This window comes from Nitrosomonas sp. Nm166 (genome assembly GCF_900112825.1).
Taxonomy (GTDB): Bacteria; Pseudomonadota; Gammaproteobacteria; order Burkholderiales; family Nitrosomonadaceae; genus Nitrosomonas.
Genome location: NZ_FONE01000026.1, coordinates 24,436 through 43,752 on the forward strand (window position 1 = coordinate 24,436; position 19,317 = coordinate 43,752).

A 19,317-nucleotide genomic window follows, 5' to 3' on the forward strand; every position below is an offset into this window, starting at 1 on the left:
AACAACGTGTGCTCAGAATTCGATATTATTCATCGCTATTTCAAACGGCCAACCCCTCGCGCAGTGCTGGGAATTGGCGACGATGCTGCGCTTATTACATCATCAGCCAAAATGGAACTGGCTATCTCAACGGATACTTTGGTATGTGGCAAGCATTTCTTTGCTGATACGGACCCTTATAAACTCGGCTATAAATCCCTGGCAGTAAATCTCTCCGATATGGCCGCAATGGGAGCAAAACCTCGCTGGGCATTACTGGCTTTGACGCTGCCGGGCGATTTGGTGAAGCAGAGTACAACATGGCTAAATAAATTTAGTGACGGTTTTTTTGCACTGGCTGATGCGCATCAGGTGGAGTTAATCGGGGGCGATACCACTTCCGGGCCGCTGAATATCGGTGTGCAAATTATAGGAGAGGTTGCAGCAGGCCAAGCCTTACGCCGCAGTGACGCCAGAGTGGGCGATGATATCTGGGTTTCCGGACAGGTAGGCGATGCTGCATTGGCACTCAATCATGAACTGCAGCAGATCATCCTGACATCCGATGAGATTGCGCAATGCTTGCCTGCATTACTGATTCCCACAGCCCGGGTTGATCTTGGGCAACGCTTGATCGGCCTGGCGCATAGTGCAATTGATATATCCGATGGATTAATGGCAGATTTGGGGCATATCCTGGCCGCTTCAGAGAAAGCAGCCCATATCTATATGGCTGATCTGCCGAGTTCATCCACATTAAAAAAATATTTGCATCAATCGTTCGCTATCCATTGCTTGTTGGCGGGCGGAGATGATTACGAGCTATGCTTCACTGTGCCTAAAATAAATCGCGAGAAAATTGAAAATCTTGCTGCTGAACTGGCTATTCCACTCACTCGCATCGGTGAGGTTCTTGCAGGCGAGGGTTTGATCGTGAAAGATGCCCAGGGAAATGCCATTACATTGGAGACCAGAGGATATGACCACTTCAGTACCCGAAACTGATGATTTATCCAACATTCAGCCCGCTCAGATTCAACCGGATTTAGAGTTAATTTACAGTCATCCGGCCTATATCATCGCATTCTCAGGAGGGGTCGGATTAAGTCCCGTCGCTCCAGGTACGATGGGCTCGCTCGTCGCGTTTCCGTTATTCTGGCTGTTTAATCACTATCTGAGTCCGATTTATTTCTTGCTGCTGATTGATATCATGTTTATTGTCGGCATCTGGGCATGCGGTCTCAGCGGCAAAGCACTGGGCACGCCAGACCATAGCGGTATGGTATGGGATGAAACCGTGGCATTTCTACTGGTTTTATACTTCACACCGGTAAATTGGATATGGCAGTTAGCCGCCTTTCTCTTATTCCGTTTTTTTGATATTGCCAAACCCCACCCTATCCGACATTACGATAGCCGTCTGCAAGGAGGGTTTGGCGTCATGTTTGATGATATGATCGCTGCATTTCTTACGTTACTTTGCTTAGCCGGATGGAAAGCATGGGTGTTATCCGAAGGATATGGCTCATAAAGTATTCATAATCTCATTAACAGCAACGATTTAATCTTCCTTTACCACCGTATCGTGTTTCCTGACGTTCTCTAAAAAATTCCGCATAAGACATGACTGGTTGATCCGGATGCGCATTTCTCATGTGATCGACGTAAGTGCTGTATTCCGGCACACCCACCATCAATCGCATGCTTTGTGAAAGTTGACGCATCGTCTGAGTAATTTTGTTATACATTGCTCGTTTCTCCAATATTTACTTTTCAGTTGCTGCATAAGCAGGTAATAGCTCAAAGGGCGCTTCTTTGGCAGTTGGCTGATAGCTGAGGCGCGCCCGAAGCACAGTTTGAATTCCAAACACCAGCATGCTGGTGAGTACCAGCATGAACAGGCCAGCAAGTGCTGAGTTCACATAATCGTTAAAAATGACCTGCTGCATTTGCTCGAGTGACTTGGCTGGTGCCAGAATAATCCCTTCCGCGATTGCATCCTTATACTGATTCGCATGCGCCAGGAAACCAATGCGCGGATTGGCATCAAAAACTTTCTGCCAGGCTGCAGTAAGCGTACAGACACTGACCCACGTCAGCGGAATAAGCGTGATCCAGGCAAAGCGATCCTGCTTCATCTTAAACAGTACACAAGTCGCCAGAATGAGTGCAATACCCGCTAGCATCTGGTTAGAAATACCAAACAACGGCCATAAGGTATTGATGCCACCGAGTGGATCAACCACTCCCTGATAGAGGAAATATCCCCAGCCTGCAACGCAGAGACCGGTTGCAGTCAGGCTGGCGATCACTGAATCCGTGCGTTTCATGGCCGGAATAAAACTACCCAGCAAATCCTGCAACATAAAGCGTCCTGCGCGGGTTCCGGCATCGACGGCGGTCAGGATAAAAAGCGCTTCAAAGAGAATAGCAAAGTGATACCAGAACGCCATCATGGCAGTGCCGCCAATGATTTCAGATAAAATTTGCGCCATGCCGACTGCCAGCGTGGGCGCACCCCCAGTTCTGGAAATAATGCTGTGCTCGCCGACGTTCTGCGCGGTTTGGGTAATCATCTCGGGGGTAACATAAAAACCCCACTGCGCGATGGTTTGTGCAGCCGATTCTGCGGTGGTACCGATGATTGCTGCAGGACTGTTCATGGCAAAATACACGCCGGGTTCCAGTGTCGCAGCGGCGACCAGCGCCATAATGGCGACAAACGATTCCATCAGCATTGCGCCATAACCGATGAAACGCGCATCGGTCTCAGATTGGATCATTTTTGGCGTGGTGCCGGAGGCGATCAGCGAATGAAAACCGGATATCGCACCGCAAGCAATGGTAATAAACAAAAAAGGAAAAAGGTTACCTGACCAGACGGGGCCAGAACCATCAATAAACTGCGTGATCGCGGGCATTTTGAGTTGCGGCGAAATAAATATTACACCGATGGCCAACCCAACGATCGTGCCGATCTTCAGAAAAGTCGATAAATAGTCACGCGGCGCCAGTAACAGCCAAACCGGCAGCACTGCGGCAATAAATCCATAAGCAATAAGCAGCCAGGTCAGTTGCTCGCCGGTCAGCGTAAAAATAGCGGCTAATTCGGGAATCTCCTGAACGTATTGCCCACCGACGATCGACAGCATCAATAATACAAAACCAATCAGGGACACTTCACCGATCGCGCATGGGCGAAAATAGCGCGTATAAATTCCCATGAACAGTGCGATGGGAATCGTAGCGGCTACTGTAAAAGTACCCCAAGGGGATTCAGCCAGCGCCTTCACAACAATTAATGACAGTACCGCCAGCAAGATCAGCATGATGAAGAAGGTCCCAAACATCGCGATCATGCCAGGTAGCTGTCCGACTTCCGATTTGATCAAATCACCCAGCGAGCGGCCGTGTCGCCGTGTGGATATAAACAACACGATGAAATCCTGCACCGCCCCCGCAAACACTACACCGGCCAACAACCACAACATGCCAGGCAGGTAGCCCATCTGTGCCGCCAGGATAGGGCCTACCAATGGCCCTGCACCGGCAATAGCTGCGAAATGGTGCCCAAACAGGACATATTTATTAGTCGGCACATGATCCAGGCCGTCATTGTGCTTATAAGCCGGTGTCATGCGCGTGGCGTCTAATTTAAGTACACGGTTCGCGATGAACAGACTGTAGAAACGATAAGCAATGAGATAAACGCAAATCGCTGCGATCACGATCCAGATAGCGCCGATGGATTCACCGCGCTGCAATGCAATGACACCAAACGCAACCGCACCGGTGAGAGAAAACATCAGCCAGCCAAGTTTATTGATTAGATTGTTCATTTACTTTCCCAAAAGATAAAAATTCCTACAAATAATAATGAAGCAATGCAAGATGGCTCACCCAATGCTCAACCTCATTGAATTCATCACACAAATAAAAAATAACAAACCATGGTAATGACAACAATACCGATAAAATTAAGCGTTAATCCTTCGCGAACCATGTCGGTAATGGAAACATGGCCAGACCCAAAAACGATGGCATTCGGCGCTGTTGCGACAGGCAGCATGAAAGCGCAACTCGCACTCATCGCTGCGGGTACCATCAGCAGGGTGGGATCCATGCCTGCTGCAAGCGCTGCCGGTGCCAGTATCGGCATCAATAAAATGGTTGTCGCGGTATTGCTGGTGGTCTCGGTGAGAAAAGTAACCATCAGCGTAATGATCGCAATAATAATCAACGGATGTAAGCTGTCAAGAATCGCCAGTTGGGTACCGATAAAGCTGGACAGCCCAGATTCGACAAAAGCTTGTGCAATGGCAATTCCCGCCGCAAACAGAATGAGAATACCCCATGGCACTCTCTCAGCAGTTTTCCAATCAAGCAGCTTGCCTCCGCGCCCATCAGATACTACAAACAGAATCACGACGGCGATCAACGCCACAATCGCATCATTCGCGCCCTTGAGATCAAACCATGTACTCCAGCCGCCAAAGGGCTCAAGACGTGTTATCCAGGCAAAAGCAGTGCAACCAAAAATGATAAGCACTCGACGTTCTTCTGGCCGCCAATCTCCAGTAGGAGGAATGATGAGTCTTCCATGATAATCCAGCTTGCGCGTGAGCCATAAGTTGGCCAACGGCAAAAACAACAATACCACTGGCAATCCCCAGCTCATCCACTGTGTAAAGCTGACTGCCGTACCGGTAAATTTTTCGTACTGCTGCATAAATACCAGATTTGGCGGCGTCCCAATGGGTGTGCCCAGCCCGCCAATGCTGCTACCATAAGCGATGGCCAATAGCAGTGGTATGGCCAATTTTTGGTCGGGACTTTGCGCAATCACGGCCAGTGCGATCGGTAGCATCATTAATACTGTTGCTGTGTTCGATATCCACATGCTTAGTGTCGCAGTAGCCACCATAAAACCTAACACGATACGACGGCTGCTGGTTCCGCCGATTAAATTGATCATTCCCAGAGCAATGCGATGATGTGCCCCGGAACGCTCCATTGCCGCTGAAAGCATAAACCCGCCGAGCATCAGCAAGATCAGTTCGTTGCCGTAAGCAATCGATATTCTTTCCTGTGGTAATACACCGGTCAGTGGAAAGATGGCTAAAGGAATGATCGAAGTAGCAGGAATAGGGATAGGCTCAAATATCCACCAAACCACACACAAAACAGCCACCGCAGCGGTCCAACAGGCAAACATTTCCCAACCTGATTGATACATCCCACCTGCGATAGCGATTGCAAGCAATGGACCGGCAATCAATGCCCATTGACGATTAAAGGTGATGGCCATGTCGTATTAAGCTTAAAGGTAAAATATTGATAAAGCCATACGTGGTTCAGCGTGAATTTTCACATCATGCCGGAGCGTTTTCTGTGCGTCAATGAATGTTACAAAACAAGATCATCAGTTGTAGTTTGCCTCATAGTAAGTTACATGATAAAGAACTATACTTATATAACCGCTTGTTTTGAATAATGTGCTTTGATAACATGGAATCAATGATCTATAATATTAACTTAATTTTCGAGGGGAAATCTGATGGCAACAGGACAAGAAGTATTAGCATACTTAGGATTAACTGTTGAACAGGCCAATAAATTTATTCAGGAAAATATTGGGCAGCCTGAGATTATTTTTGATGCTGCGTACGATGTTGGGGCCACAACCCAGCATCTTAGTGACATCACTGGATATTCAACCGACACCATTAAAAATTTTTTTGCAGCTTTCGAGCTAGATACTAAGTTGCTTGACGAGGTTAAAATCTTGTTTAACTCAGAATTAGGTGATTTAGCCAATTTTGTTGGATTTAATGATCATAGCGGAGTTTTATCTACGGCTTCACTAGGTGATCAAGTAAAATTAGATGTTGACTCATCGGATTATAGCTTCTTTTATGAACCAGTATTCGATTATCAACAAGCTGATGGGATATATACTCCAGATGAGTTAGGTGTTTCGCACTTAGGTAATGTTCCTGCTACTGATGAAAGTATTGAATCGCTGGTTTATGGCACGTTAATAAACATATATTCTGCACTCGATGAGACCGAATTAAGCCAGCTTAGAGGTTTTTCTCATAACGAAAGTAATGTAAACGAATACCGGTCCATGTTAATTGACGCTTTGAGTGACCCTGCTAATCGAAGCGACCAGGATTTAGCCGACCTTATCGTCGACGAAACGGTGATTCTTATTGATGAGTACTGGAATAACATGGATGTTACTGGAATCCTTGATCATAGTATTTTAGGTTTAGCCGGTATTGCTTAGTCAGGATCTGTCAGCTCCCTAAAATTAATTCCACCCCATCACCCCATGAATATGGCATGAGATATAGCAATAATTTGTCTTCTTGAAGACTGCTAGATGCTTAACGCAGCAACCGTTGATAAAAATCTAGCCGCTTAGGGTGAATTTTTCCTTCTTGCGCCGCCAGGACCACAGCACAACCGGGTTCGTTGATATGACGGCAATTATTGAACTTGCAGTGTCCGAGATAAGGATGGAATTCGATAAATCCCCACCCCAGATTCTCGCTCTTAATATGATTCAATCCGAATTCCTGAAATCCGGGAGAATCGATGATTGCGCTATCCGCATCGATACGATAAAGCTGTGAATGGGTCGTGGTATGACAGCCGGAATCCAGCGCCAGCGAGATTTCTGCAGTAGCTCGTCTGGCCTGTGGAATCAGTGCATTAAGCAGGGTTGATTTACCCATGCCGGATTGGCCGGCCAGCACACTGAGATGGCCGGCCAGATAGGGTCGAAGCGCTGACACATTCTTTATTGCACTTAACCGCAATAGCGTATAACCCAGATCCCTGTAAAGCGACAGGGTTTCCATAGCCGTCTGGGTGGGCCCTGCAAGATCGGCTTTATTCAGCACAATCAGCACCGCGAGGTCTTCACTCTCAGCAGCTACCAGACAACGATTAATTAACTCTTCACTAAAGCTGGGAAATGCAGCCACAACAATGATAATTTGTGTCGCATTGGCGGCAATGATTTTTTCCTTGAAAGCGTCACTGCGGTATAACAGCGATGCGCGCGGTTTTATAGTTTCGATGACGCCCTGCCCGGCGGCGGTCAACTGCAACTCAACCTGGTCGCCGCACGCAATACCACCTTTTTTGCCGCGCATGACACAAGACACAATTTCACCGCTTGCTGTTTCAACTGAATAATGCCTGCCAAACGCGGCGATCACCTGCCCACTCAAATACTCAACTGTATGTTTTGGTTTTTTGGAACGAATACTCAAATGGTGAACAACTTATCTATTTTGGCTGCACAGATAAAATCATTCTCGGATAAGCCGCCAATCGCATGTGTTGTGTAAGTTACAATGCATTGATTGTAACCTGCGGTCATGTCCGGATGATGATCTTCCCGGTGAGAAATCCACGCCACCGCATTCACAAAGGCCATGGTTTGATAATAATTTTTGAATGCGTAGGTTTTAGTGATTTGCTTATTATGTAATTGCCATCCGGCAATTTGCTGCAAAAAAGTGGAAACCTCATCGGCAGATAGCGGTGGCACGCCACCTTCGCAAGGTTTGCACTGCTTGGATGTTAAATCACAAATAGTTTCACTCATGATTACCCCTGATTTTGTAGGTGAGCCACTCGGATGGCGGCTGGTGGATGTGAATCATAAAAAGCCGAATGCAGCGGATCTGGCGTAAGTGTAGCCGCATTATCTTGATATAGCTTAACCAAAGCCTGAATCAAATCATCCGCCGATGAATTCTGCGCGGCATAGGCATCGGCCTCAAACTCATGCTTACGTGAATAAATGCTGGCTATCGGATGCAGCAAAAAGGTAAATACCGGCATTACCAGAAAAAACAGCGTCAACGCCATCGCGGTTGATGGCACGGCTGCAACTGATGCGCCCAAGCCCTCATAAAACCAACTTTGACCCATCAAATAATTCAGTAGCCATAAAAACGCCAAGCTCATAGCAAACGATATCACTATGCGTTTGATCACATGGTGATGTTTGAAATGTCCCAGCTCATGCGCCAGTACTGCTTCAATTTCATTTGGATTGAGGCGCGACAACAAGGTATCGAAAAAAACGATCCGCTTGGTTTTGCCAAAGCCGGTGAAATACGCATTGCCATGGTTGCTGCGGCGTGAACCGTCCATGACAAACAATCCGCTGGATTTAAAACCACATTTATTCATCAGTTGCTCAATGCGCGCCTTGAGAGCAGCGTCTTCCAGTGGTGTAAATTTGTTAAACAGCGGTGCAATCCAAGTTGGATAAACCGCCAGAACAATTAAATTGAAAGCAATCCAGGCAAACCAGGCGTACAGCCACCAACTTTCCCCCATTTTCTCCATCAGCCACAACACACAAAATAGTAAGGGTGCGCCCAGCAACAAGCCAAGAAGAAATTGTTTAATCAAGTCAGAAAAGAACATGGCAGGGGTCATTTTATTGAAGCCGTATTGTGACTCGATCACAAAAATGCGGTAATAGCTAAGTGGAATTTCAGTGATGCCAATAATCATAAAAGTACTAATAATCAAAGCCATTCCATGAGCCAAGGGATCATTCAGCCAGTCTACCCAGAAGTTACTCACAGCATCTAACCCACCGCCCAGTGTAAAAACCAGCAACAGTACGACTTGCAGCAAAATACCTACATATCCTACCCGTGTTTTAGCACAAGTGTAATCGGCAGCTTTCTGATGATCATTCAGGTTGATCTGATTGGCGAATTTTTCTGGCACCTTGCTTTGATGTGCACGTACATGGCGAATATGCCGTGCCGCCAGCCAAATCTGAGTTAATGTTGTGAGCGATAGCGCGATAAGAAAAACCAGTGTAAATGTTTGCATAGTCAATAATTTTAACTCTGAAATTTGAATTTAGCAGTGCTTATTTAAAAATGACGGACCGAAGTCAATATGACACAATTGAACGCATTGCATTCAAAAAATACAGAAATAATTATGGCACAAGACAACAATAACCTCATCTGGGTTGACATGGAAATGACCGGACTCAATCCGGATACCGATCGCATCATTGAAGTGGCTTTGGTGATTACTGATTCACAACTCAATACGGTAGCTGAAGGTCCAGTGCTGGTAGTTCATCAACCGAATGAGGTATTAGATGCGATGGATAAGTGGAATAAATCCACACATTCCAAATCCGGCCTGATAGACAAAGTGAAAGCTTCGCGATTCAATGAAGCTGAAGTTGAAGCACAGTTGATCGAGTTTCTCAAATTGCACATACTTCCCGGCATATCACCCATGTGTGGAAATTCAATTTGCCAGGACCGCCGCTTTATGGTTCGCTCTATGCCACAACTAGAAGAATACTTTCATTATCGCAATCTGGATGTCAGCACTCTTAAAGAACTGGCTAAACGCTGGAAGCCGGAAATAACGGCCGGTCTCACCAAAGAAAGCAAGCACGAAGCTCTGGCCGATATTTATGACTCCATTAATGAGCTTAAATACTACCGTCAGTATTTTATTGTTGCGTGAAACAGCATTTCATGTATGTTTCCTCGAATACTAAGATTACACTGGTTTTCGAACTTTCCAGATATGCTCGTTTCTAAAAATCGAAGTAAAAATTTTTACTTTTCATTCACCATAGGAGATACAAGATGCCTGACAAAAGAAATTCGATCGTTATCGCTACCGGAGCTGCTCTTTTACTCACTTTCAGCACAACAACAGTTTTCGCTACCGACGCTAAAGATAGTAGCCATCAGCACCAAAGTGGACAGGCTACAGGCCATGGTGATATGAAGGTTGATCACCATGACCATCATAAAATGTCCTCAGTAGATCAAAATAAAGATGGCAAAATTAGTAAGGAAGAATTCATGAAGCATCACGAAGCCATGTTTGATAAAAAAGATACTAACAAGGATGGTTTTCTGGATGACACAGAGATACGCCACATACACAAACATAAACAGGATCAGCACAAACAGGGGGGCCATGCACCTGGTGATGCAAAAAAATAAGTACCTCGTGAAGCTAAAATGATCCGCTAATTTTTAGCTCAGACACTCTGACAGTGACTTTATTTCAAAGCAACTGTCAGAGCTTTAATTGATTCAATGCCTTAATTCACCAGACACCTTCGCAGATCTTTTTTGCTCCAATGGTTGTGGGTCCAATATAGCTACGGTCAGACTATCATCATTGAAATATTTTTTTGCCACATCCCGTATCTGCTCGGCAGTGACCGCTTTCAATTTCTCCAGCATGAGGTCAATGTCACGAAAAGACAGCCCTATGCTTTCCAATCTTCCAATCTGCATCGCTTGAGAGAAAATAGAATCCCGCTGATACACATGACTAGCCACTACTTGAGCTTTAACCCGAGCCAGTTCTTCTTCGGTAACACCCTGTTGAACGATTTTCTCAATCTCACCGCGTAAGGCCTGCTCCATTTCTGTCACCGTTTTTCCTGCGCTGGGTATCGCACTCAGAAAAAAAATGCTCGGACCGCGAGCCATTGCACTATAGCTAGCACTCGCTGAACTGGCAATGTGTTTTTCACGCACCAGTGACTTGTTCAATCTGGCTGAGGCATGGCCATCTAATATACTTTCCAGCACCTCTAGCGCATAAGGCTCCCAATCTGTTGTTACATTTTTTATTGCCGGGACATGATATCCCATTATGAGATAAGGTAATTCTGCCGGTGCTTTGACCGTTATCCGCTTGATACCAAGTTGCCGCGGCTCAGTTTGCGGCTTACGGGCATTGATCGGCAATAATGGGTGCTTTTTAATAGCGCCATAGTTTCTCTGCGCTAACTTGAACACTTCATCTGCCTCCACATCACCAACTACAACCAATATGGCATTGTTAGGTGCATACCATCGGTCATACCATTCTTGCGCATCTTCTACGCTCATATTTTCCAGATCATTCATCCAGCCGATAATCGGATTCTTATAAGGATGCGATTGATAAGTAGTAGCCATCATTTTTTCATATAACAAGGAACGGGGCTGATCTTCAGTGCGCAACCTTCTCTCTTCCATCACGACTTTGATTTCCTTTGCGAATTCTTCTTCTGTCAGAATCAAGTTATTCATCCGGTCCGCTTCCAGTTCCATTGCCATAGGTAGATGACGTTTATGCAATTGCTGATAATAAGCGGTGTAATCGTAACTGGTAAAAGCATTCTCACGCCCGCCGGCAGCTGCGATTCTCCTCGAAAACTCCCCGCTGGGAACTTTTTCTGTGCCTTTAAACATCATATGCTCTAGGACATGGGCCACACCGGTTACTCCATTTACTTCATCAATGCTACCCGCCTGATACCAGATTTGCGTTACCACGACGGGTGAACGATGATCCTGTTTTACAATCAGTTTTAGCCCATTATCTAGTAGATATTCATATGGATTGGCAAAAGCGGGAGAAGAAATCAGCAGATTTGACAGGAACAACAACCCAAAGAATGAAAAAAAGCGGAAAACAGCAATACGATGACCAGGTTTCATTTTTCCTAACCCAAGTATGAATAAACAGAATAAAATTAAGCTTTGAGAATTCCAATGCATATTAAAGCCTACCAGAATGTTTAGTTTTTTTAAATCTAAAAAGGACCCCTCAGATCCTTCTGAAACAGAGATCACGCCCGATACTGAGTCTGAATCCAAGCCTACTGAACCAGCAAACGATGAGCCAACAAGCTTAGCGAGTAAACTCAAACAAGGCCTGGCGCGTACAAGGCAGAGTTGGGGTAAGCAGCTATCGAGTCTATTTGGCGGCGGCAAAATAGACGAGGCGCTTTATGAAGAATTGGAAACTATTTTGCTAACTTCCGATATCGGGGTCAATGCAACCTATCAGTTGCTTGAAGATTTGCGCAAGCAAGTAAAACGCGATGCATTAACAGATTCTACGCAATTAAAACAGGCGCTTAAGGAATCACTGATCGCCATGCTAGAGCCGCTTGTTCAACCGTTGGACACCACCGTCCCAAAACCTTTCGTCATTATGATAACGGGGGTTAATGGAGTAGGAAAAACAACCTCCATTGGCAAGCTTGCCAAGTACTTTCAAGCGCAAGGCAAATCGGTATTACTGGCCGCCGGCGATACTTTCCGTGCGGCTGCACGCGAACAATTGATTGCGTGGGGCGAGCGGAATAATGTCACCGTGATTGCGCCCGACAGCGATCCGAATAAAAAAAGTGATCCGGCCGCGGTAATTTTTGACGCAGTTAATTCAGCCAAAGCTCGCGGCATAGATATCGTACTGGCAGACACTGCCGGACGCTTAACCACTCAGCTGCATTTGATGGAAGAAATCAAAAAAGTAAAACGTGTGATTGCCAAGGCCATGCCCGATGCACCGCACGAAGTGTTAGTAGTGCTTGATGCCAATACCGGACAAAATGCAATCACACAAGTGAAAGCTTTTGATGAGGCACTCGGCGCCACCGGCCTGATCCTGACCAAGCTGGATGGCACCGCCAAAGGTGGCGTTGTAGCAGCGATTGCTGGCCAATACCCGCAAAACCCTCCGGCATTGCGTTTTGTGGGTGTCGGTGAAGGCTTGGATGATTTAAGGCCGTTTGATGCCAAGGCGTTTGTTGAAGCGATGTTTGACTGATCTGGGAATACATGGCGTCCTATGATCACATTCAAGAATGTCTCGAAACGTTATCCGGATGGTTACGTTGCGCTAAATAACATTCATCTTACGGTTAATTCAGGTGAAATGATATTTCTGACTGGTCACTCAGGTGCAGGCAAAAGTACCTTATTGAAATTAATCGCCGCAATTGAACGCCCGACTTCCGGTACGATTATGATCAATGAGCAAAATATCGCACAGCTTAAGCCAGGGGCGATTCCTTATTTACGCCGTAGGATTGGCTTCATTTTCCAGGATCACAAACTTTTGTTTGATCGCAATGTTTTTGACAATGTTTTATTGCCACTACAAATCAGTGGCTTTGATAATAAAACGGTCGCCAGTCGTGTACGCGCCGCCCTGGATAAAGTCGGCTTGTTAAAAAAAGAAAAAGCCATGCCGATTGCGTTATCTGGCGGAGAAAAGCAGCGATTATGCATTGCACGTGCAGTAGTTCATCGTCCTAATATTTTAATAGCTGATGAACCGACAGGTAATCTGGACGTTGAATATGCCCGAGATATTATGGCGATGTTTATCTCATTTAATCAGGTGGGCGTCACCGTATTGATCGCAACGCATGATGCTTCTTTATTGGAAGACACACAACATCGCATCTTATCCCTTAAACAAGGAAAATTAACAGTATGATTCGGGCATGGGTAATGCAGCACGGGCTTATGTTTTTTCTCACACTCAAGCGGCTGATTTCTACACCCGTTGCGAGTTTGCTCAGTGTCATTGTGATGGGCATCGCTCTGAGTCTACCGGCTGGTATTTATGTATTCATGAAAAATCTGCAGTCCATTTCCGGACAAGCAGTAAGTTCACCGCAAATGAGCCTGTTTCTCAAACTGGATGCGGTAAAAGAAGACATTGAAAGAATCAGGCAGTATCTGGAAGAAAATGCGCAGATTGTAAGTTTTGAGTTCGTCTCCAAGGATGTTGCATTGCACCAGCTGCAACAACATAGCGGGCTTACGGATGTCACGGCGAGCTTAGCCCATAACCCGCTTCCCGATGCTTTTATCGTGCATACATTGGCAAGCGACACTGAAACTCTGGAGCAGTTACGCATGACCATGCAGAAATGGCCAGAGATCGAACATGTACAATTTGATTCTGCCTGGGTTGAGCGCCTGAATGCGTTACTCAAATTAGGACATTACGTAATCCTCATGCTGACCACTTTATTAAGTGTTGCGATTATTGCCATCATGTTCAACACTATTCGCCTGCAGATTCTTACCAAGCGGGATGAAATCGAGCTATCCAGATTAATTGGCGCAACCAATGGCTTTATTCGGCGCCCTTTTCTTTATTTTGGTGCAGTTCAGGGATTAGCCAGTGGCATTACTGCCTGGTCTATCATTGCTTTTGCCATTGAAACAGTGAATGAAGAACTTGTTACACTTACCCGGCTCTATGATCTTGAGCTACATTTACAGCATCTTTCTTCAGAAAATAGCATCAGCTTGCTGATATTCTCATCCTGGCTGGGTTGGTTAGGCGCACGCCTGTCGGTCGCAAGCCATCTTTGGCAAATTGAGCCCAGATAAGTTAAAGTAAGGGTTCGAACTTTTTAAAGAGTTGGCACTCTCAGGATGAGAGTGCTAAAATAAAAAAAGTAAATGCAAATCCATGACCAGGAGATTATTAAAATGACGAATGCTTTAACACTACCCTCAATGGAAGGAAGTCTTGAAAGTTATATTCAGTCTGTTAATTCTTTTCCTATTCTTTCTCAAGAAGAAGAAACCAGTCTGGCCCGCCAGCTATTGAATCATGGCGATATTAAAGCTGCACAGCAATTAATTTTATCGCATTTGCGTTTTGTGGTTGCAATAGCGCGTGGCTACAAAGGGTATGGCCTTCCACAGGCTGATTTAATCCAAGAAGGCAACATCGGTCTAATGAAAGCAGTCAAACGCTTTAACCCGGAACGTGGTGTTCGTTTGGTATCTTTTGCTGTGCATTGGATTAAAGCCGAGATTCATGAATTTATTATGCGTAATTGGCGCTTGGTTAAAATAGCGACTACCAAGCAGCAACGCAAGCTGTTCTTCAATTTGCGCAGTATGAAGCAAGGATTAGATACTATGAATCCCCAAGAAGTCAATGCGATAGCTACACAACTGGGCGTTAAATCTGAGGAAGTGGTCGAAATGGAAAAACGTTTCAATGGCTCGGATATTTCATTGGAGCCAGTATCCGATGATGAAGACGACGCATATAGCCCGATCAGTTATTTGACAGATGGTACTGAACCTTCACAAATCCTAGAAAAAGAGCAGATTAACCACTTACGCAGCAAAGAGCTGCAGCAATCATTAGATTGTCTAGATGATCGCAGTCGCCACATCATTGAAGCGCGCTGGTTAAGAGAAAAAGATACCGCTACCTTGCATGATCTGGCTAATGAATTAGGAGTATCAGCAGAACGTATCCGTCAAATCGAAGCCAAAGCACTGCAGAAAATGCGTGGTGTTATGACAACTAATAATTGAAAACAGATTTTATTCATTTACTCCAAAATGAGCTAAATGGATGTATCATTCTTAGCAAATGGAGAGGTACCGAAGCGGCTATAACGGCGCTGACTCGAAATCAGTTGGTCAAGGTAACTTGGCACATGGGTTCGAATCCCATCCTCTCCGCCAACCAATCTTCCAGAGACATCCAGTAAAGTATATATAATTCAATAAAACAATATAGTTACTAGAACTTCTTGTCCATAGACGTCTCCTGAAATATACTATCATCCAGCATTTAGGGAAAGACGGATGGAAAGACGAGATGGCGCATGAAGTCAAAAAGCTTAAAGCAGTACTAATTAACTCCCTCCCACCAGGTACACATTCAGACGGCGGCAATCTACTTTTGCGAGTTAGAGAATCAGGTTCAAGAAGCTGGGTTTTCCGTTATAAACAAAATGGTCGAGCAAGTGAGCTTGGGTTAGGTTCAACAAATGACAGAACACTAGCTGAAGCACGCGAGATTGCTAACGATATGCGGCGAGCAATCGCACGTGGCCAATCTCCTAAAGAAGTATTGAAAGTTGAAAAGCCTAGCAAAACTTTTTCTGAATATGCGGTTGAGTGCATTGAACAGAAAAAAGCTGGTTGGCGAAATCGCAAACATTCAAGCCAGTGGATAAATACACTAAAACAATATGCCTTCCCATTTATCGGTAACAAATCTGTAACAGATATTGGTGTGGATGATATCAAAGCAGTACTCAATCCAATATGGAAAGGTAAGACGGAAACCGCTTCAAGGGTAAGACAGAGAATAGAAGTTGTGCTGGATTACGCTTTTCTTCATGAGAATATCGATAAAAGTAACCCGGCTCGATGGAAAGGATGCTTAGATCATGTATTTGCTGCACCCAAAAAAGTATCTCCTGTTGTTCATTTCAATGCCATCCCTTATATTAAATTACCTGAAGTTATGCAGGTGTTACGGGCCAAGACCAGTATGAGTTCTTATTGCGTCAGGTGGATAATCTTGACCGCTTGTAGAAGTTCAGAAGCACGTGGAATGACATGGGAAGAAATTGACATGAACGCCAAAATATGGATTATACCTTCCGCTAGAATGAAATCGGGTAGAGAGCATCGTGTACCGTTAAATGATGAATGTATGGATGTTTTGGCTGCCTTAGTTCAATTTAAATCGATGAACAATGACTTTGTTTTTGTTAACAAGCTTAGCGATGTAGCAGTAAGTAAAACCTTAAAACTTATATCTTATCCTGAAGCAACAATACACGGCTTGAGAAGCTCATTTCGCGATTGGTGTGGTGATACTACCCCTTTCTCCAGAGAAGTATGCGAAGCTGCATAGCCCATGCGGTTCAGAATCAAACTGAAGCAGCATATCGCAGAAGTGACCTATTTGAAAAAAGACGTAATCTGATGAAGCACTGGGGAGAATATTTAAATAGCAGCAATCCACAATACGCTGGACGCCCCGCAGCATCTGATACAGGTGCGTAATGCTGGGCGATTGCTTTTTCTACCGGTGTCCAATCAATCAGGTGATCGATTTGTTTGAGAAAGTTTCCTTTACGGGTGCGGCGGGTGACATCAAATTCCGAAAAGCTCATATCAATTAACTCAATTGTATGATTAAAAACACTATTATATCATTAATCGCATCTGAAACTGGCTCTGACCGTGCAAAGTTCTCATTCATTCAACCTTGACTCCTGAGATGATAAACATCGCTGAAAGCGATGCTATAAAAAGTAAAACAGGCTTTAACTCAATTGCGAAATCACAAGTAGGCTGAAAATCAAAGGTTAACATGCCGTACCTATAGTTAATTGTTTCATCGACAGGATAAAAACCAGCACCCCAGGATTCAGGCGTTTCAAGATCGGCGTCTACGTCCTGCTGTTCAATTTGTTCATCTGGAACAGTAGATTTGGGTTCGTGAACGAACAGACTATGGCTAATTTAAGTTTTAAAATTTATTTTCTTTTTTATTTATATAAGGTAAAAACCATGAAAAATATTAAATTAATAGTAATATTATTTTTATTTAGCATATTTTTTGTGCCTGCCATAGGTTCTGCTCAAGATAGGAATTCGGACTCTAGTGTTGGTGCATTTGTAAAAGATTCGGCTATCACGAGCAAAATCAAATCAAAATTGCTTGGTGCAGAGGATATTGATTCTATGGATATAAAGGTAGATACAGATAACAATGGAATAGTTGTTTTAAGTGGCACAGCTAAAACAAAAGCTGAAAGCGATAGAGCACATAGTATTGCGCATTCTGTGGATGGCGTTAAAAAGGTCATTAATCGGATAGAAGTTGGTAAAAGTAAATAATACTTTTCAACGGAACCAGATTAGTTAAAAGTTAATCCTCTAAATTATCAATAAGATTAAAGCTAACTAGTAATTCCTTAGCTTCTGTTAGTTTTACTTCAAAAAAAGTACTCACTGATCTATTCATATAGGAGATCCCCATGAAATACATTACATCATTTTTATTTGCAGCATTACTCACCCTTCCCACGCTGCGGTAACTCCTGGCGTTGGATTGGATGTTCCGGTTACTGGTAACGTCAAATCATCTGGAGATGGAACCACCGTCGGAACAGGTAAGTTTGAGGGAATTTTTACAATAAAAAACTTCATCAAATCAGATAATGGTAGCAAAGTTCTTGCTGTTGGTGTTCTATCAGGATCTGTTGGTAAACAGAATTTAGTCAACCGATCTTACCGTACCAGTTAATCCCAAGGCATTATCTCCAGATGGCAATGCGGGAGCAGTTATTACTCAGGTAACATGTGATACTTTAAATTTAGATATTGGAGCATTAGATCTTAATCTGCTTGGATTAGAAATTCATATTGATCCAATTTCAATAGACATCATAGCTAATCCAGCTGGCGGGTTGCTTGGGGATTTGCTAAGTGCAATTGCTAATCTGCTAGATAGTGGACCTTTAGCTATTATTATTGATGAATTTATAGAATTACTGAATCAATTACTGCAAATATTAGGATAATTTATTAATCCGAAAATTAAGTTAACTAGGGATCATATATTCTTCTCCACTTTGAGTGATATTTCATATTTATAGTTTTGTTATCTTATTGACTGTTCAATGATATTTAGAACTAACTATATTTTGAATTATGTAAAAATAAAAAAAAAAGGATAGAACTTAGTAGAAAATCAGAAAATTCTTGAAGATTTTCTATAGGCTGTTAAGCGGCTTTAAGTTCTACCATTTATAAGAAAAACTCATATTTTTGAAAAAAATAATTTGTTAGTAATGTATATAATAAATTCGCTATTCTTTCTTAGCTTGGCACCTATAGGCTTCTTTTAAGTTTGCTGGCAAGAAAATATATTCTTCCAGGTACTCGAGTATATGTGGATCTAAAGATAACGGAGCATTTTCTGCATATGAAGCACAAGGTATTGTAACTTTTCTTCTTCTTAACTTTTCAAAATAGCAATTCTGCCAAATTAAATTTTGCCGAGCAGGATGGTTTTTATTGTTAATAATTGATTCTAAAAGGCCATCTTTAATAGCTTCAAGCTCTAAGGCAAGCATTGGAATAGGTTCTTTACCTGGAACTGAAACGGAATATCAAGGACACGGCAATATCGCCTTAGCTCCCATACGGCTTTATCAAGCTCAGCGAACACAGATCCTTTTACAAAATATGAAACTTCTAAATATCGATATTGACCGTAAGAATTTAAGTGTTCAAGTAGTTTAATAGAAGAGGCACTAAGTTCAATTACAAAACATAGTTTTTTCGCATATTTTTGTGCAATCGCAAGATCATGTTTTATGTCTTTTGCTACGATTCGATTATAGAGAAGAATAGCTTTGTAGTATTTTTCAAATGCCTGAAGGGCAGACCAGAGGAATTGAGAATACAATGCCGCTCTATAGCACATCCTTGCAGCAATATAATCAAGATCAGCAGTATTTCTGAAGCTCCGCGTCGCAAAATTATTTATATATAATTCAATTAAATCTTTGTTCTTTATTGGCATAAATATCTTCAATTCCATCAATGCAGGTTCAAAGAAAAGTTAAGCAGAGACCTTTGCAAAAACATAACTTTACCTGAAGCGTATTCAGTTCAGATTTTTTTGTGAGCAATGAAGTACTTTTTGTAAGCTTTTCGCAAAAAT

Annotated in this window: 23 protein-coding genes and 1 tRNA gene; 13 read left to right on the forward strand and 11 right to left on the reverse strand. The window is 43.6% G+C overall.

The window, feature by feature from the left end:
- Positions 1-6 precede the first annotated feature (6 nt).
- Both thiL and BM021_RS08670 read left to right on the forward strand, forming a co-directional pair.
- Positions 7-984 (forward strand): thiamine-phosphate kinase, encoded by a 978-nt coding sequence (thiL, locus tag BM021_RS08665; RefSeq protein ID WP_090720641.1) that lies wholly within the window; start codon positions 7-9, stop codon positions 982-984.
- The gene (locus BM021_RS08670) at positions 959-1,510 is read left to right on the forward strand and encodes a phosphatidylglycerophosphatase A family protein (protein ID WP_090720642.1); all 552 of its coding nucleotides are present in this window, start codon (positions 959-961) and stop codon (positions 1,508-1,510) included. Before thiL ends, BM021_RS08670 begins: the two co-directional genes overlap by 26 nt.
- 16 nt (positions 1,511-1,526) lie before the next feature.
- On the opposite strand, the gene BM021_RS08675 is transcribed toward BM021_RS08670, so the two are convergent.
- The 3 genes from BM021_RS08675 to BM021_RS08685 form a co-directional block, all read right to left on the reverse strand.
- The gene (locus BM021_RS08675; RefSeq protein WP_090720643.1) at positions 1,527-1,727 is read right to left on the reverse strand and encodes a YbdD/YjiX family protein; all 201 of its coding nucleotides are present in this window, start codon (positions 1,725-1,727) and stop codon (positions 1,527-1,529) included.
- 18 nt (positions 1,728-1,745) lie between these two features.
- Positions 1,746-3,818: a carbon starvation CstA family protein gene (locus BM021_RS08680; protein WP_090720644.1), complete on the reverse strand. Its 2,073-nt coding sequence runs from the start codon at positions 3,816-3,818 to the stop codon at positions 1,746-1,748.
- 86 nt (positions 3,819-3,904) lie between these two features.
- Positions 3,905-5,287, reverse strand: a complete 1,383-nt coding sequence (locus tag BM021_RS08685) for an SLC13 family permease (RefSeq protein ID WP_090720645.1) — start codon at positions 5,285-5,287, stop codon at positions 3,905-3,907.
- Between the two features lie 249 nt (positions 5,288-5,536).
- Here BM021_RS08685 and BM021_RS08690 point away from each other — a divergent pair, with 249 nt between their 5' ends.
- Entirely contained in the window at positions 5,537-6,271 is a 735-nt protein-coding gene (locus tag BM021_RS08690; RefSeq protein WP_090720646.1) for a hypothetical protein, read from the forward strand.
- Positions 6,272-6,371: 100 nt separating this feature from the next.
- Here BM021_RS08690 and rsgA read toward each other — a convergent pair whose 3' ends face one another.
- Genes rsgA through BM021_RS08705 form a run of 3 tightly spaced genes read right to left on the reverse strand, consistent with a single transcriptional unit; the run spans position 6,372 to position 8,856 of the window.
- Positions 6,372-7,259 carry a ribosome small subunit-dependent GTPase A gene (gene rsgA / locus BM021_RS08695; RefSeq protein WP_371116308.1) on the reverse strand — a complete coding sequence of 296 codons (888 nt, stop codon included), beginning with the start codon at positions 7,257-7,259 and terminating at the stop codon, positions 6,372-6,374.
- 2 nt (positions 7,260-7,261) lie between these two features.
- Positions 7,262-7,603: a 4a-hydroxytetrahydrobiopterin dehydratase gene (locus tag BM021_RS08700; RefSeq protein WP_090720648.1), complete on the reverse strand. Its 342-nt coding sequence runs from the start codon at positions 7,601-7,603 to the stop codon at positions 7,262-7,264.
- Between the two features lie 2 nt (positions 7,604-7,605).
- The gene (locus tag BM021_RS08705; protein WP_090720649.1) at positions 7,606-8,856 is read right to left on the reverse strand and encodes a M48 family metallopeptidase; all 1,251 of its coding nucleotides are present in this window, start codon (positions 8,854-8,856) and stop codon (positions 7,606-7,608) included.
- Between the two features lie 114 nt (positions 8,857-8,970).
- On the opposite strand from BM021_RS08705, the gene orn reads away from it, so the two are divergent.
- Complete coding sequence (gene orn, locus BM021_RS08710; RefSeq protein ID WP_090720662.1) at positions 8,971-9,516, forward strand: oligoribonuclease; 546 nt, start codon at positions 8,971-8,973, stop codon at positions 9,514-9,516.
- Between the two features lie 125 nt (positions 9,517-9,641).
- Positions 9,642-10,007 (forward strand): EF-hand domain-containing protein, encoded by a 366-nt coding sequence (locus BM021_RS08715; protein WP_090720650.1) that lies wholly within the window; start codon positions 9,642-9,644, stop codon positions 10,005-10,007.
- A gap of 93 nt (positions 10,008-10,100) precedes the next feature.
- Here BM021_RS08715 and BM021_RS08720 read toward each other — a convergent pair whose 3' ends face one another.
- Positions 10,101-11,504 carry a M16 family metallopeptidase gene (locus BM021_RS08720; protein WP_090720651.1) on the reverse strand — a complete coding sequence of 468 codons (1,404 nt, stop codon included), beginning with the start codon at positions 11,502-11,504 and terminating at the stop codon, positions 10,101-10,103.
- A 76-nt stretch (positions 11,505-11,580) separates the two neighbouring features.
- On the opposite strand from BM021_RS08720, the gene ftsY reads away from it, so the two are divergent.
- The 6 genes from ftsY (at position 11,581) to BM021_RS08750 (ending at position 16,491) form a co-directional block, all read left to right on the forward strand.
- Positions 11,581-12,621 carry a signal recognition particle-docking protein FtsY gene (gene ftsY / locus BM021_RS08725; protein WP_090720652.1) on the forward strand — a complete coding sequence of 347 codons (1,041 nt, stop codon included), beginning with the start codon at positions 11,581-11,583 and terminating at the stop codon, positions 12,619-12,621.
- Between the two features lie 21 nt (positions 12,622-12,642).
- The gene (gene ftsE / locus BM021_RS08730; RefSeq protein WP_090720653.1) at positions 12,643-13,296 is read left to right on the forward strand and encodes a cell division ATP-binding protein FtsE; all 654 of its coding nucleotides are present in this window, start codon (positions 12,643-12,645) and stop codon (positions 13,294-13,296) included.
- Positions 13,293-14,204: a permease-like cell division protein FtsX gene (gene ftsX, locus BM021_RS08735; RefSeq protein ID WP_090720654.1), complete on the forward strand. Its 912-nt coding sequence runs from the start codon at positions 13,293-13,295 to the stop codon at positions 14,202-14,204. Before ftsE ends, ftsX begins: the two co-directional genes overlap by 4 nt.
- A gap of 102 nt (positions 14,205-14,306) precedes the next feature.
- Positions 14,307-15,152 (forward strand): RNA polymerase sigma factor RpoH, encoded by an 846-nt coding sequence (rpoH, locus tag BM021_RS08740; protein WP_090720655.1) that lies wholly within the window; start codon positions 14,307-14,309, stop codon positions 15,150-15,152.
- Positions 15,153-15,212: 60 nt separating this feature from the next.
- Positions 15,213-15,305: transfer RNA gene (locus BM021_RS08745), tRNA-Ser, on the forward strand.
- Between the two features lie 136 nt (positions 15,306-15,441).
- Entirely contained in the window at positions 15,442-16,491 is a 1,050-nt protein-coding gene (locus tag BM021_RS08750) for a tyrosine-type recombinase/integrase (RefSeq protein WP_090720656.1), read from the forward strand.
- 16 nt (positions 16,492-16,507) lie between these two features.
- Here the strand turns inward: BM021_RS08750 and BM021_RS08755 are convergent, their stop codons facing one another.
- Both BM021_RS08755 and BM021_RS16615 read right to left on the reverse strand, forming a co-directional pair.
- The gene (locus BM021_RS08755) at positions 16,508-16,753 is read right to left on the reverse strand and encodes a transposase (protein ID WP_090720657.1); all 246 of its coding nucleotides are present in this window, start codon (positions 16,751-16,753) and stop codon (positions 16,508-16,510) included.
- 85 nt (positions 16,754-16,838) lie between these two features.
- Complete coding sequence (locus tag BM021_RS16615) at positions 16,839-17,105, reverse strand: virulence factor TspB C-terminal domain-related protein (RefSeq protein ID WP_371116310.1); 267 nt, start codon at positions 17,103-17,105, stop codon at positions 16,839-16,841.
- On the opposite strand from BM021_RS16615, the gene BM021_RS08760 reads away from it, so the two are divergent.
- Entirely contained in the window at positions 17,097-17,483 is a 387-nt protein-coding gene (locus tag BM021_RS08760; protein WP_256207848.1) for a BON domain-containing protein, read from the forward strand. The two genes, BM021_RS16615 and BM021_RS08760, sit on opposite strands and share 9 nt — an antisense overlap.
- Positions 17,484-17,697: 214 nt before the next feature.
- A complete protein-coding gene (locus BM021_RS08765; RefSeq protein WP_090720658.1) occupies positions 17,698-17,892 on the forward strand; it encodes a hypothetical protein in 195 nt (64 codons plus the stop codon).
- Between the two features lie 565 nt (positions 17,893-18,457).
- Here the strand turns inward: BM021_RS08765 and BM021_RS08770 are convergent.
- Positions 18,458-18,724, reverse strand: coding sequence for a hypothetical protein (locus BM021_RS08770; RefSeq protein ID WP_090720659.1), 267 nt, complete (start codon positions 18,722-18,724; stop codon positions 18,458-18,460).
- Positions 18,712-19,176: a HEPN domain-containing protein gene (locus BM021_RS08775; protein WP_177186345.1), complete on the reverse strand. Its 465-nt coding sequence runs from the start codon at positions 19,174-19,176 to the stop codon at positions 18,712-18,714. Before BM021_RS08775 ends, BM021_RS08770 begins: the two co-directional genes overlap by 13 nt.
- Between the last annotated feature and the right edge of the window lie 141 nt (positions 19,177-19,317).

Excerpts from the sequence above, each read along its gene's own strand:
- BM021_RS08760 (WP_256207848.1), top strand. The coding sequence starts at position 17,097 with ATGGCTAATTTAAGTTTTAAAATTTATTTTCTTTTTTATTTATATAAG.
- BM021_RS08775 (WP_177186345.1), bottom strand. The coding sequence starts at position 19,176 with ATGCCAATAAAGAACAAAGATTTAATTGAATTATATATAAATAATTTT.
- BM021_RS08715 (WP_090720650.1), top strand. The coding sequence starts at position 9,642 with ATGCCTGACAAAAGAAATTCGATCGTTATCGCTACCGGAGCTGCTCTT.
- BM021_RS08685 (WP_090720645.1), bottom strand. The coding sequence starts at position 5,287 with ATGGCCATCACCTTTAATCGTCAATGGGCATTGATTGCCGGTCCATTG.
- BM021_RS08750 (WP_090720656.1), top strand. The coding sequence starts at position 15,442 with ATGGCGCATGAAGTCAAAAAGCTTAAAGCAGTACTAATTAACTCCCTC.
- ftsX (WP_090720654.1), top strand. The coding sequence starts at position 13,293 with ATGATTCGGGCATGGGTAATGCAGCACGGGCTTATGTTTTTTCTCACA.
- BM021_RS08700 (WP_090720648.1), bottom strand. The coding sequence starts at position 7,603 with ATGAGTGAAACTATTTGTGATTTAACATCCAAGCAGTGCAAACCTTGC.
- ftsE (WP_090720653.1), top strand. The coding sequence starts at position 12,643 with ATGATCACATTCAAGAATGTCTCGAAACGTTATCCGGATGGTTACGTT.
- BM021_RS08705 (WP_090720649.1), bottom strand. The coding sequence starts at position 8,856 with ATGCAAACATTTACACTGGTTTTTCTTATCGCGCTATCGCTCACAACA.
- BM021_RS08680 (WP_090720644.1), bottom strand. The coding sequence starts at position 3,818 with ATGAACAATCTAATCAATAAACTTGGCTGGCTGATGTTTTCTCTCACC.
- orn (WP_090720662.1), top strand. The coding sequence starts at position 8,971 with ATGGCACAAGACAACAATAACCTCATCTGGGTTGACATGGAAATGACC.
- ftsY (WP_090720652.1), top strand. The coding sequence starts at position 11,581 with ATGTTTAGTTTTTTTAAATCTAAAAAGGACCCCTCAGATCCTTCTGAA.
- BM021_RS08720 (WP_090720651.1), bottom strand. The coding sequence starts at position 11,504 with ATGAAACCTGGTCATCGTATTGCTGTTTTCCGCTTTTTTTCATTCTTT.
- BM021_RS08675 (WP_090720643.1), bottom strand. The coding sequence starts at position 1,727 with ATGTATAACAAAATTACTCAGACGATGCGTCAACTTTCACAAAGCATG.
- BM021_RS08690 (WP_090720646.1), top strand. The coding sequence starts at position 5,537 with ATGGCAACAGGACAAGAAGTATTAGCATACTTAGGATTAACTGTTGAA.
- BM021_RS08755 (WP_090720657.1), bottom strand. The coding sequence starts at position 16,753 with ATGAGCTTTTCGGAATTTGATGTCACCCGCCGCACCCGTAAAGGAAAC.
- BM021_RS08770 (WP_090720659.1), bottom strand. The coding sequence starts at position 18,724 with ATGCTTGCCTTAGAGCTTGAAGCTATTAAAGATGGCCTTTTAGAATCA.
- rpoH (WP_090720655.1), top strand. The coding sequence starts at position 14,307 with ATGACGAATGCTTTAACACTACCCTCAATGGAAGGAAGTCTTGAAAGT.
- BM021_RS08670 (WP_090720642.1), top strand. The coding sequence starts at position 959 with ATGACCACTTCAGTACCCGAAACTGATGATTTATCCAACATTCAGCCC.